This is a genomic window from Pseudarthrobacter sp. fls2-241-R2A-127 (assembly GCF_030209355.1).
GTDB lineage: Bacteria > Actinomycetota > Actinomycetes > Actinomycetales > Micrococcaceae > Arthrobacter.
In genome coordinates, this window is sequence record NZ_JARVSF010000006.1 from 64,746 (window position 1) to 77,175 (window position 12,430).

At 68.0% G+C, this 12,430-nt stretch carries 11 protein-coding genes; 2 read left to right on the forward strand and 9 right to left on the reverse strand.

What is annotated here, in order from left to right; genetic code table 11:
* Positions 1-31: 31 nt before the first annotated feature.
* The 6 genes from QRN53_RS03470 to ilvD all read right to left on the reverse strand — a co-directional run bounded on the left by QRN53_RS03470 (position 32) and on the right by ilvD (position 5,840).
* Positions 32-1,258: an MFS transporter gene (locus QRN53_RS03470; RefSeq protein ID WP_285242630.1), complete on the reverse strand. Its 1,227-nt coding sequence runs from the start codon at positions 1,256-1,258 to the stop codon at positions 32-34.
* 70 nt (positions 1,259-1,328) lie between these two features.
* Positions 1,329-2,225 carry a DUF817 domain-containing protein gene (locus tag QRN53_RS03475; protein WP_285242631.1) on the reverse strand — a complete coding sequence of 299 codons (897 nt, stop codon included), beginning with the start codon at positions 2,223-2,225 and terminating at the stop codon, positions 1,329-1,331.
* Entirely contained in the window at positions 2,218-3,036 is an 819-nt protein-coding gene (locus QRN53_RS03480) for an oxygenase MpaB family protein (RefSeq protein WP_285242632.1), read from the reverse strand. The genes QRN53_RS03475 and QRN53_RS03480 overlap by 8 nt, the downstream gene beginning before the upstream one ends.
* Before the next feature lie 84 nt (positions 3,037-3,120).
* Complete coding sequence (locus tag QRN53_RS03485) at positions 3,121-3,639, reverse strand: hypothetical protein (protein WP_285242633.1); 519 nt, start codon at positions 3,637-3,639, stop codon at positions 3,121-3,123.
* Positions 3,629-3,829 (reverse strand): hypothetical protein, encoded by a 201-nt coding sequence (locus QRN53_RS03490; protein ID WP_285242634.1) that lies wholly within the window; start codon positions 3,827-3,829, stop codon positions 3,629-3,631. Before QRN53_RS03490 ends, QRN53_RS03485 begins: the two co-directional genes overlap by 11 nt.
* 151 nt (positions 3,830-3,980) lie before the next feature.
* On the reverse strand, positions 3,981-5,840 hold the full coding sequence (gene ilvD / locus QRN53_RS03495) for a dihydroxy-acid dehydratase (protein WP_285242635.1): 1,860 nt from the start codon (positions 5,838-5,840) through the stop codon (positions 3,981-3,983).
* A gap of 85 nt (positions 5,841-5,925) precedes the next feature.
* Between ilvD and QRN53_RS03500 the strand changes: the two genes are divergently transcribed.
* Entirely contained in the window at positions 5,926-6,762 is an 837-nt protein-coding gene (locus QRN53_RS03500; protein ID WP_285242636.1) for a helix-turn-helix transcriptional regulator, read from the forward strand.
* On the opposite strand, the gene QRN53_RS03505 is transcribed toward QRN53_RS03500, so the two are convergent.
* The 3 genes from QRN53_RS03505 to QRN53_RS03515 all read right to left on the reverse strand — a co-directional run bounded on the left by QRN53_RS03505 (position 6,759) and on the right by QRN53_RS03515 (position 10,621).
* Entirely contained in the window at positions 6,759-8,006 is a 1,248-nt protein-coding gene (locus tag QRN53_RS03505) for an amidohydrolase (protein ID WP_285242637.1), read from the reverse strand. The two genes, QRN53_RS03500 and QRN53_RS03505, sit on opposite strands and share 4 nt — an antisense overlap.
* 57 nt (positions 8,007-8,063) lie before the next feature.
* Entirely contained in the window at positions 8,064-9,011 is a 948-nt protein-coding gene (locus tag QRN53_RS03510) for a polysaccharide deacetylase family protein (protein ID WP_285242638.1), read from the reverse strand.
* 62 nt (positions 9,012-9,073) lie between these two features.
* The gene (locus tag QRN53_RS03515) at positions 9,074-10,621 is read right to left on the reverse strand and encodes a purine-cytosine permease family protein (protein ID WP_285242639.1); all 1,548 of its coding nucleotides are present in this window, start codon (positions 10,619-10,621) and stop codon (positions 9,074-9,076) included.
* A gap of 106 nt (positions 10,622-10,727) precedes the next feature.
* On the opposite strand from QRN53_RS03515, the gene QRN53_RS03520 reads away from it, so the two are divergent.
* On the forward strand, positions 10,728-12,347 hold the full coding sequence (locus QRN53_RS03520; RefSeq protein WP_285242640.1) for a PucR family transcriptional regulator: 1,620 nt from the start codon (positions 10,728-10,730) through the stop codon (positions 12,345-12,347).
* Positions 12,348-12,430: the final 83 nt, after the last annotated feature.

A 12,430-nucleotide genomic window follows, 5' to 3' on the forward strand; every position in this document is an offset into this window, starting at 1 on the left:
CTGTTGATTCGGTTAACTGGAAATCTGTTGGTCACGCCGACCGGCGAGTGGCCCGGGCTGTCACGAACGCCAGGACGCCGGCGGCCAAGAGAACCGCTGCGCTCGCAAGGAAGGTGCCGCCGTAACCGGCGGAGTCGAACAGCACACCGCCCAACGTTGAGCCGATGGCGATCGAGGTCTGTACCACGGCCACCATCAGGCCGCCGCCGCCCTCGGCATCGTGCGGCATGGCCTCGGCGATCCAGCTCCACCAGCCCACCGGCGCGGCCGTGGACAGCAGGCCCCACAGGCCCAGGAGAACCACCACGGCGGCAATCCAGCTCCCGGCCGGAACGAGCAGTGCCGCAATGACGGCCATGAGCGCGGGAAGGATGGCGAGCGTACGGTAGAGCCCTTTGCTCAGGAACCGGCCGATCAGCATGGTGCCCGCGAATCCTGCCACGCCTATCACCAGCAGGACCAGGGACACCGTGGCCGCATCAACACGAGTCACCCGTTCCAGGAACGGGCGGATGTAGGTGAACAGGACGAACTGACCCATGAAGAAGGAACCACAGGCGGCCATGCCCCAGGCCACCGTCCGGTTCCTGAACGCGGCGAAGATGGCCAGCACGCTGCCGGACTCCCGCGGCTTGTCCACCGTCATGGACGGGAGGGCAATCCACTGCCACACCAAGGCCACCGCGGCCAGCGGAACCAGGCAAAAGAAGGCTGCGCGCCAGCCCACGACGGCGCCCAGGTAGCTTCCCAGCGGAGCGGCCAGGACCGTGGCAAGCGCGTTGCCGCCATTGAAGATGGCCAAGGCGCGGGCCACCTGGTGGGCCGGCACCAGCCGCATGGCGCTGGCGGCGGACAGGGACCAGAATCCCCCGATCACCACGCCGATCAGCGCCCGGCCCACCATGAAGAGCAGGTAGCCCGGCGCCATGGCCACCAGGGCGCCGGAGACCGCCATCAGCGCCGTGAGTCCGAGCAGGAGCGTCTTACGGTTCAGGCTGCCTGCCAGCGTGGACACGGACAGGCTGGTCAGGACCGCGAACAGGCCGGAGATTGCGATGCCCTGCCCCACCATTCCCTCGGAGACCCGGAGCTCGGCGGCCATGGGCGTGAGGAGGCTGACGGGCATGAATTCGGAAGCGATCAGGGCGAAGACGCACAGCGACATCGCAAAGACGCCTCCCCAGTGTGCCGGGTGATGCTCACGGCCGCGGGTTTCCTGCGGCCGGCTGGTGCTGCTGGCAGTTGTTTCGTGGGGCATGCTGTCCATCAAAGCGCGGTCCCGGCGCCGTAGCGAGGGCCCTGATGAAACGGGTCTTGGCAGACCCCCCTTACCGCGGCAGCGCTGCCGACGGAACGTGCCGGAGTTGTCCGTTGTCCATTTCCGGCGGCCGCGGCTTGTAAACCCAGGCCACCAGCACCACGGAGATGAGCATCAGCAGGAACCAGGCCACGAGTTTCTCCAGGCCCACCGGGTGCCAGCCGCCGACCTGGCTGGGGTAGAGCCAGGCCCCGGACCAGGTGGCGATATTCTCGGCGATCCAGATGAACAGGGCCACCAGCAGGAACGAAACCACCAAGGGCATCCGGAATTCCCGGCGGAAGACGCGGAAGTGCATCACGCAGCGGCCGTAGACAATGACGACGGCGGCCAGCAGCACCCAGCGCAGGTCCCAGATGTAGTGGTGGGTGAAGAAGTTGGCGTAAATGGCGCCGCCCAGGATGGCGGTGATCCAGCGCCGCGGGTAGGCAGCGAACCTGAGGTCGAAGAGCCGGTAGACGCGGACCATGTACGAGCCCACCGCGGCGTACATGAAGCCGCTGAAGAGCGGCACCGCGCCGACCCGGAGAAAGCCCTCTGCGTCGTAGGACCAGGAGCCCATGTCCGTCTTGAACAGTTCCATGACCGTGCCCACCAGGTGGAACAGCACGATCACGCGCAGTTCCTTCAGGGTTTCCAGTTTGAACACGACCATCAGCACCTGGATGACCACCGCGGCGAGGGTCAGGAGATCGTTCCGCGCCAGCGCTGCCGTGTCCGGATACCACAGCTTGGCCGCCAGGAGCACGGCCAGCAGCGCGGCTCCGAAAATGCAGGCCCAGCCTTGTTTGAGGCCAAAGACAACGAATTCGGTGAGCCGTGCCTTGGCGCCACGGCCGGGGGCGGTGGCGAGGAACCGGCGGGCGTAATCATCGATCCGCTGCTCGACGGAGGTGGAACTACGCACCGGTTCCCTGGCGCTCGCGGGACCGGCCATTCCTTTGCAGGTCCTTCTCGAGCTCGCCCAGGCAGTAGTCCTTGAACCAGTGCCTGATGCGCCGCGGCAGAACGGGGTAGGCCACGGCGAGGATCCGCCAGGTGCGGTCGTACCGGCGCTGGTGGCGGTCGCTCCAGGGAAGGCCGAAATCCTTCCGCACCTGGTCGGGGAGGAGCCCGGCGGTGAGGAACCTGGCGGCCGGCATGATGGCGCGGTACCAGAGGGCCGCATGCTCCGGGAACAGCAGGCCGCGTCCCACACGGACGCCTTCGTCCTCGGCATGGAGGGAGGACAGCTGTTCCTCCCAATATCGGGCGAAAGCCGCCCGGTCCTTCGGCCACATGTCCGGTGGAAGCTGCAGTGCGGTGCCGATGCGTGCGTAGTCCTGGTACATGGCGTCGGCAGCATCGTCGGCGAGCGGGCCCTGGATCTTCTCGATAATGGTCAGCGCGGTGTCGTAGAGCGTTGCCGCCACCCAGAGCTGCAGCGAGGGATCGTAGGCGTTGTAGCCGGCAGAGGATTCATCCGGAGTGCGGCGGACCGGCACATGCGCCTGGTTGACCCTCCGGCGGACCTCCGTGACCTGTCCCTCGGTTCCATAAACGATGCCGTAGACGTAGGTGAGCGTGCCTTTGAGCCGGTTCACGGGGCGCTGGGTGAAAGTGCTGTGTGCGGCTACTCCGCGGCCGATGGCGGGATTGGCAAGCTGCAGCAGGATGGCCCGGCCGGCCCCGGCAAGCAGGATGCCCTCTGCACCGTAGTCCACCTGTTTCCGCACCATGTAAAAGAGGGTACCGGAGGGGCACTGCGGCGGGAGGGGCCTTGTGCCCGATTGTGCGGGCAGGCTCCGGCCCGCATCGTCGGGCTAGCGGTGGACCGGCCGCAGTGAGGTGATCATCCGCCGGATGTCCGCGTATTCGGCTGTGTCCCGGTAGGCGCGTGCGCGCTCGAGGTAGGGCAGCGACGGGTCGCCGGGGGTTGCGTTGTTGGCGGGGTCGTAGGAAGCCCCGAACATGGCGGCGTTCGGCGGCCACCGGAAGAACTGGAAGATGGGGCAGGCATCGGCGCCGGCCGGCACCGGGCCGGAGGTGATGCCGTAGCCGGCCGCCGGGGTATTGGGCGGCCCCGGGGTTGCGGTGTTCCCGCGCGTCTCGAAAAGGAACTGCGGCACCACCCCGCCCTGGACCAGTGCCGGAAGGTCAGCGCTGTCCAGGACGCTGTACGGGTACCGCTCGGTGCAGGTGGATCCGGTGGCCATGTTGGTCCGAAGCGTTGCCATCACTTTTCCGGCCTGGTTCCTTACCTCGGCGAACGCCCCACCGCCCTCGGCCAGTTCGCCCGCAGGGTCCTTGACCTGCCAGGCGGCGGGGAGGTCAAACGCCATGGTGCCGTCCGTCGTCGTGAACGTGGTCCACGCTGCCGGCGCCGTGGTGGCCGCGCCGGTGCCAGGCCCAACCGGCGGAGAACTGTTCGACGGCGGAGGCGCGGACGGCGTGCCCGTCACCGCAGCGGAGGTGCTGCCGGGACTGGAAACCGACGGGGCGGGTGGTGGGTTTGCCGGCTGCGGCGCACATCCTGCAAGGGCAAGGGCGGCCGCAGCAAGCACTGCCGGTAACTTGCGCACCACAACCTCCTGGGGCCTGACGCTGACCCTTTCAGTGTGGCGCGGCGGGCCCCGGCGGAGGAGGGTCCTTTGGCCTGCCCCTCCCCCGCCGGGAAGCCGGCTTAGCGCTCCAGCAGCGACACGTCCCGGACGGCGCCCTTGTCCGCCGAGGTGGCCATGGCGGCGTAGGCGCGCAGGGCCGCGGACACCTGGCGGTCCCGGTCCTTGGGCTTGTACCCGCCGTTGACCAGCAGCTTCTCCCGGCGGTCGGCCAGCAATTCATCGCTGACTTCCAGTTGCAGGGACCGCTGGCTGATATTGATGCTGATGATGTCGCCGTCTTCAACCAGCGCGATCGTTCCGCCGGAGGCAGCCTCCGGGGAGATGTGGCCGATGGACAGGCCCGAGGTGCCGCCGGAGAAGCGGCCGTCCGTGATCAGGGCGCACTTCTTGCCCAGGCCGCGGCCCTTGAGGAAGGACGTGGGGTAGAGCATTTCCTGCATTCCCGGACCGCCCTTGGGGCCTTCGTAGCGGATGACCACCACGTCGCCTTCCTTGATCTGCTTGTTCAGGATCTTCTCCACGGCCTCGTCCTGGGATTCGCAGACCACGGCGGGGCCGGAGAAGGTCCAGATGGACTCATCCACACCGGCGGTCTTCACCACGGCACCGTCCACTGCGACGTTGCCGCGCAGCACGGCCAGGCCGCCGTCCTTGGAGTAAGCGTGCTCCACGGAGCGGATGCAGCCACCCTCCGCGTCGGTGTCCAGCGAGGTCCACTCGTTCGACTGGGAGAACGCGGTGGAGGAGCGGACGCCCCCGGGGGCCGCGTGCCAGAGCGCTTTGGCTTCTTCGGTGGCCTTGCCGCCGCGGACGTCCCAGTCATCCAGCCAGCCGTCCAGGTCATTGGAGTGCACGGAGTGGACGTCCTTGTGCAGGAGGCCTCCGCGGTTCAGCTCGCCCAGCAGGGCCGGGATGCCGCCTGCGCGGTGCACGTCCTCCATGTAGTAGGTCTTGTCCTTGGCGACGTTCGGGGCCACCTTGGCCAGGCAGGGAACCTGGCGGGACTTGGCGTCCATCTCGGCCAGGCCGTAGTCCACGCCGGCCTCCTGGGCTGCGGCCAGCAGGTGCAGGATGGTGTTGGTGGAGCCGCCCATGGAAATGTCCAGGGCCATGGCGTTGTCGAAGGCCTTCGCGGTGGCGATGGAGCGGGGCAGCACGGAGTCGTCGTCGCCGTCGTAATACCGCTTCACCAGCTCGACGACGGTGGCGCCGGCCTTCTCGTACAGCGCCTTGCGGGCGGTGTGCGTGGCCAGCACGGAGCCGTTGCCCGGCAGGGACAGGCCGATGGCCTCGGTGAGGCAGTTCATGGAGTTGGCGGTGAACATGCCGGAGCAGGAACCGCAGGTGGGGCACGCGTTCTCTTCGATGAGGTTGATGTCGGCATCGGAGATGGACTCGTCCACGGCGTCGGCAATCGCGTTCACCAGGTCCAGGGAACGGACGGAGCCGTCGGTCAGGGTAACGCGGCCGGCCTCCATGGGGCCGCCGGAGACGAAGACCACGGGGATGTTCAGACGCAGTGCTGCCATGAGCATGCCGGGGGTGATCTTGTCGCAGTTGGAGATGCACACCAGGGCGTCGGCGCAGTGGGCGTTGACCATGTATTCCACGGAGTCGGCGATGAGGTCGCGGGACGGCAGCGAGTACAGCATGCCGCTGTGGCCCATGGCGATGCCGTCATCCACGGCAATGGTGTTGAACTCGCGCGGCACGGCGCCGGCGGCGAGGATCGCGTCGGAGACGATCCTGCCCACGGGCGCGAGGTGGGTGTGGCCGGGAACGAACTCGGTGAAGGAGTTGGCCACGGCGATGATCGGCTTGCCGATATCGGAATTGGCGACGCCGGAAGCGCGCAGCAGTGCGCGGGCGCCGGCCATGTTGCGGCCGTGGGTGACTGTTTTAGAGCGGAGTGCAGGCATGCTTACCATCCTCTTGCCTTGGCGACGCGGACGGAAGACAGCGCTGCTACTAGTAGTGGGAGTACCAGAGTAATAGTATTTTCCGGTGAGTGATCCCGGACGCCGAAAAGAACTTGGCCTGTTCCTGCGGGCCCGGCGCGACCAGGCGCTGCGCGCCGACTACGGCCTGCCGCCGATTGGCCGGGCGCGGGACCGCGGGCTGCGCCGCGAGGAGGTGGCGTTCCTGTCCGGGGTCAGCGTCACCTGGTACACCTGGCTTGAGCAGGGACGGGACATCAGTCCGTCCCGGCAGGTCCTGGAAGCCGTGAGCCGTGCCCTGCATCTGTCGGGGACGGGCCTGGGCTACGTGCTGTCCCTTGGCGGGTATGCGTCCGCAGCCCCTGCTGGCCCGGCCGCGGATACCGCCCCGCCCCATATCCAGCGGCTGATGGATGCGCTGGATCCCAATCCGTCCTTTGCGCTGTTTCCGGACTGGCGGGTGGCCGGCTGGAACAAGGCGTATGCGGCGCTGTACCCCAACATCGCCACGGTGGCGCCGGCGGACCGCAACCTGCTGTGGCTGGTGTTCACCGATCCCTACGTGCGGGACCTGCTGCCGGACTGGGAGACCACCAGCAAGAGGTTCCTTGCCGAGTTCCGGGCGGAAACCGGGCAGCGGCTGGGTGACCCGGACATCCAGTACCAGGTGGAGCGACTCAAGGAAGCAAGCCCCGAATTCCGGCAGGGCTGGGACCTTTACGACATCCTGGGGTTTGAATCCCGCGAGCGCCTGTTCCACCACCCGGCGGTGGGAGTGCTGCAACTGGAGCACCACCAGGTGTCCCCCTCCGACCGTCCGGACCTGCACATCGTGGTGTACACCCCGGCCCCTGGCAGTGATGCGGCGGAACAGATGAAGTCGCTGATGGCGGCGAAGGGCTAAGCGGCGTCAGTGCCGGCGCCGGTGCCCAGATAAGCCAGGGACGCGACCGCCTGGGCCTGGGTGGCCACTCGCAGGGTGGGGTCCACGGCCGGCAGGAAGAACGGCGAGTGGTTGGCCGGGATATCCGTGTCCACAGTCCCCGCTTCAACGGCGCGGCGGTAAACGTCCCGGGGTACTGAGCCGACCACCCAGTACACGTACGGGATCCCGAAAGCGTCCGGGACGCGGCTGAAATCCTCTGACGCCGTCTGCGGGGCGGTGCGGTAGACGGCATCCGCCCCGAAGGACCTGGTGAAGGCTGCGGTGACCCTGGCGTTGGCATCGGGATCGTTGCTGGTCAGCGGGTATTGGTCGTAGTACTGGAACTCCGGCTCCTGCGGGGAACCTGCGGCGGCGCACTCGCCCCGCACGATCCTCTCGATGGCGGCAATCATCTGGCTGCGGGTGGCAATGCTGTAGGTCCGCAGGTTGAGCAGCAGCTCGGCCCGGTCCGGAATGATGTTGGCTGTTGCTCCGGCGTTCACCGAGCCAACGGTCAGCACCGCGAACTCCCCCGGCGTCGTTTCCCGGGACACTACGGTTTGCAGCCGGAGGACGATCGAGGCTGCCAGGACCACCGGATCGACCGACTTGTGCGGCATGGAACCGTGGGCGCCCCGGCCGTGGACGGTGATCCGGATCGAGTCACCGGCTGACAGCACCGGGCCGGCAGTGGTGCCGATGGTGTCTGCCTCGGTGGGCATGACGTGCTGGGCCAGCGCAATGTCCGGCCGTGGGATTCCGGCGGCCAGGCCGTCGTCGAGCATTGCCTGGGATCCCGCCGCCGTTTCCTCGGCCGGCTGGAACAGGGCAATATAGGTGCCCTGCCAGGCGTCCCGGTGTTCGGCGAGGTATTTTGCCGCGCCGAGCAGTGCCACCACGTGCATGTCGTGCGCGCAGGCGTGCATCACGCCCGGGATGGTGGAGGCGTAGCCTGCCCCTGTGGCCTCGGTGACGGGAAGGGCATCCATGTCCGCCCGCGCCAGCACGCAAGGACCGGCGCCGTTGGCAAGAACGCCAACGACGCCGGTTCCGCCGAAGTGCCGGACGTCAAAGCCCCAGCCGGCCAGGTTGTCCGCTGCCGCGGCGGACGTTTCGTGTTCGGCAAGCCCCAGCTCCGGGTTCCGGTGGAGCTGTTCGTAGAGCGGGACCTGCCAGGCCAACTCCTGCCCGATGCCGTCCTGAAGGCTGTCCATGGGGTCCATGCGGGCGCTCCTTCCGGCCAACGTTGGGCCGGCGGCGCCGGCCCCATCAGCCCAACTTTAGGCCAGCACCCCCTGCCGCACCACGGCCGGCTCAAACTGCGCACCCGCGCCCGGGAATACCGGCACGTCAATCCGCGCGTGGGTGTGGACCTCGGACACCGTGGACTTGGTGTGGCGCGCAATCTGCTCCATCGTGGTGACCCACATGCCGTCCATGCCCTTCACCCGCTCGATCAGTTGCTCCAGCGCAACGGCCTTGGAAGGGCGGCCGGAGATGAACGGGTGGTTGGTCAGGACGAAGCAGCTGCCCTGGGAGTAGTGGGCCTCGGCCTCGAGCGTCCACATTTCCAGGACCTTGGCCGGGCTCTCGATCACACCGCTGCCGGTCACTCCGGGGTAAAACGCGTACTGTTCCCAGTCGTCCAGGGTCCAGTCCACGGGGATCTCCACGATGTCCCGGGGATCGTCGGCGGCGACGGCGAAGCGGTAGGGGGCGTCGCCGTCGAGCAGGCTGGAATCGTAGAGGAAGCCGCGGTCCGCAAGGAGGCCCGGGGAGTGCCAGTTCAGCTCCCACCACGGCGCCCGGTAGCCCACCGGCCGTACTCCGGCCACCTTGGCCAGGGCCTCCAGCCCGCGGTCGAGGTAGGACGCTTCGGTGGCGGCGTCGATGCCCTGCATGGGTTCGTGGAGGTAGCCGTGGTGCGCCACCTCGTGCCCGCCGTCGACGATCCGCCGGACCACGTCCGGGTATGACTCGGCCGTGAAGCCGGGGATGAAGAAGGTGGCTGTGATGTCCTGGCGCTCAAGGATTTGCAGGAGCCGCGGTACGGCGACTTTGGGCCCGTAGGACTGGTGGGTCATCAGCGACATGCGCCGGGTGCTGGCGGGGTCGTGGGCGATGGTGCAGGACTCGGCGTCCACATCGAAGGTGAAGGAGGCTGCAGCTGTGGCGCCGTCGGGCCAGGTGATCGGGTGCAGGGCATCCGCGATGGCGGGCTGGTTCACGGGAAATCCTTTCTGGCGGGCGCAAAGCGCCCGCCAGGTTTGTGGAGGGGAAGCTGTGCCGCTTAGCGGGCGGGAAGGGCAGGGGCGGTGTCCGCTTCCTTGCCTTCTGCTCCGGGGGCGGTATCAACGGTGGCGGACCGGGGCGCCAGCGCCAGGTAGCGGACGTGCTGCCGCGGGCCCAGGATGGCGTACACCCCGGCGCTGGTCAGTCCGCCGGCCAGCCAGGACAGGTCCCAGCCGCCCAGGGCGACGGCGATGGGGCCCTGCATGATGGGGATCAGGCCGTACATGAACAGCCAGGTGGCGAAGATGCCGGCCGCCAGGGAGACGACCCCGGCCCAGTTGACGCCGGGCAGCCGCTTGGTTCCGACCGCGTCGAACAGCCGCTCGGGCTCTCCGGGCCAGCGCTTCTCCAGCCAGAAGTAATGCACCAGCATGATGCCGCCCCAGGCTGCCACCCAGGCCACCAGGCCGATCAGCCAGGCGTCCAGCACCGCGGCGAAGTCCTCCTGGAAGATGAAGAAGACGACGGCGGCGAGCGAGAAGACGCCGACGAACAGGTTGAGTTTGCGGCGGCTGATGGAGATGTCCAGGGCTTGGGTGGCCACCGAGAAGGTGTAGATGTTCAGGATGTTGGTGGCGATGGGGCCGTGGAGCACCATCAGCAGTACAGGGAGCGCCATGGCGCCGAAGTTCAGGACGATCAGCTTGCCGGGATCGATCTCCCCGCTGTTGGTGGCAAGGCTGGCGCCCAGGACGCCGAGCCAGACCACCGGGATGAACTGGCCCAGCACCGAGGCGAGGTAGACCTTCTTCTTGGGGACGGTGGTGCTAACGAACCGGGAGTAGTCGGCGGCGTAGGTGAACCAGGTGATGCCCCAGCCGATGCCGATGGCGGTCATGACGGCACTCATGGCCGCAATCCGTTCGGAGCCTTCCAGGATGTGCCCGGCAGGTCCGGCGTAGCCCCAGTTGATGTCCATGCCGAACCAGGCGACGGCTGACATGACGGCCAGGATGAGGATGGTGGGTGGGACGGTCCATTTTTCGAAAGCCGCGATGGCTTTGTAGCCGAACCAGGCGATGGCCACCTGGAGGCCCATGATGAGGGTGGCGACGCCGATCTTCCAGGCGTAGTTGGGGGCTTCCGGGTCAACCCAGCCGAGCGTTCCGAAGAGTGCCATGACCAGGTCCAGGATGATCCAGGTGTTCACTGCGCACCAGCCGATGACCAGCAGGGCCTGGATGGCGGCCGGCAGGTAGTTGCCGCGGCGGCCGAAGGCGGCCCGGGCCAGGACCATGCCCGTGGCCCCGGTCTTTTGGCCCAGGAGGACGAAGCAGCCAAAGAGGAGCATGCCGATCAGGTTGCCCAGGACCAGGACGGTGATGGTGTCCGCCAGTCCGAGTCCCAGCTGGATGCCGAGTGCCCCCAGCACCCAGTTGATCGGGGCCAGGTTGGCGCCCGCCCAGATCCAGAACTGGCCGGATACCTTGCGTGTGCGTGCTGATTCGGGGATGGGCTGGAGCCAGGCTTCGTGGTCCACGGCGTTGTGGTCCTGGCCGGCCTGGGCAGCATGCCCGTGCGTTGCTGGTGAAAGCTTTTCTTGCATGGGGGCCTCCGTGAGGTGGATAAGTACTCAAAGGCTATGTGGCCCCCATCACAAGCAACAAGATACAATCTGTCGAACAGATTCCCCTACTACGTTACGGAATGTCGTGTCTGTGTTTCTTGGTGAAATACTCGCCCATCCCGCCCTCGCCGCCGCCGATCCGCTTGTCCATCCGCGCGGCGTAGTGGCGGATGCGCAGCCGGTCCGCTGGGTCCACTCCAGCGAAGTCCTGGACATCGCTCCCCTGCTCCGCGGCGGCGAGCTGCTGCTCTGCGGCGGGATCACCCTGGCCACGGCCACCCCCGCCAAACGCGAAGACTACGTCCGTGAACTCGCCCAGCGTGGCATTGCGGCGCTGGCCATCGAAACGGGCGGAGCCCTGCCCGAAATCCCCGCCGACATGTTGCAAAAAGCCGAGGAATACGGCCTTCCGGTGGTGGAGCTGCGCAAGGTGGTGCCTTTTGTGGGCGTCATGCAGGCCATCAACTCCATGCTGGTCAGCGAGTCCGTGGGGCACCTGCAGCAGGCCGACGCCGCCACACGCGCCATGGCAGCGGAGCTGGCCCACGGGGCTTCGCTGGACAAGATCCTGGGCGTGCTGGCGGGCATCACGGGTTCCGCCGTGCAGCTCACTTCCCCGTGGGGAGTGACCATGGGCAGCGCCGTCCCCGAGGGGTGGAGCAGCGGGGTGGACGCGGAGGCCGGGGACGGACCAGCGGACGACGACGACGCCGGGCCAGGCCCCCACGCCCCCCGTGGCGGACATGGCGGCGGGGACGGGCGGCCGGGCGGGACGGCGGTCACCGTGGACATTCCCGTACGCGGCGTCCTGATGGGCCGGCTTGAGGTGCGGGTGCCGGCCGCCGCGGACGTGGCATTGGCGCAGGTGGCCGGGGAACGCTCCGTGGACATCCTCGGGCTGGCACTGCTGCAGCATACTCCCCCCGGGCTGCACGCCCTGGCCGGCGCGGAACTGATGCGGGCCGTGCTGAATGCAGCCCCGGAGTGGCGGCTTGAGCAGCTGGCCCCCGGTGCGGGCTTCCCCACGGATTCCCCGGCGGTGGTGGCTGCAATCCACGCGGCGTCACCGCAGGAGGTGCGCGGCGCCGTCGAAACCTTCCTGAGCTCACGGCGGATTCCCTGTGCCGCATACCTGGATGACGCCGAGCTGGTGGTGATGATCGGCCTGCCCTGCACCGATACCGCCGGGGAGCGGCGGCAACTGCTGGAAGCGCTGAAGGGCCTGGCGGGGGACCCCGATGCCGTGATTGCCGTGGGGCCCCTGGCGGGCGGGGTGGCGGATGCTTCCTGGTCGCTGGCGGAGGCGCGGCGGGCCTTGGAAGTGCGCCAGATCCGCCGGCGGAACGCGTCGGCGCGCCGGCAGTATCCGGCCCGCGGCCTGGTGGTGGTGGATGCGGAGGACGCCGCCGTCGAAAGCCTGTCCCTGACCTGCCTGGATGCTTCGGCGCGGGAGGCGTTCGTGCACCGGCAGTTGCGGGCGGTCCTGGAGCATGACGCGCAGCGGCAGTCCCAGCTGCTGGAGACTTTGCAGGTGTGGCTGGACTCGGGCTGCAATACCGCGCAATCGGCGCGCGAACTGCATTTGGAACGGCAGTCCATGCACCACCGGCTGCAGCGGATATTCGAGCTGTGCGGTGGCGATCCCCGCGGGACGGGGCGGCTGGCCGCGTTGCACCTCGCTGCCCGGATGGCGGGGCTGCCCTAGGAATTCCCCCGCCTGCATCCCGGCCGGCGGGATTTTCCCGGGAACCCCGGAATCCGGGTCCCGCGTCAGCTATCGTGTCAGGG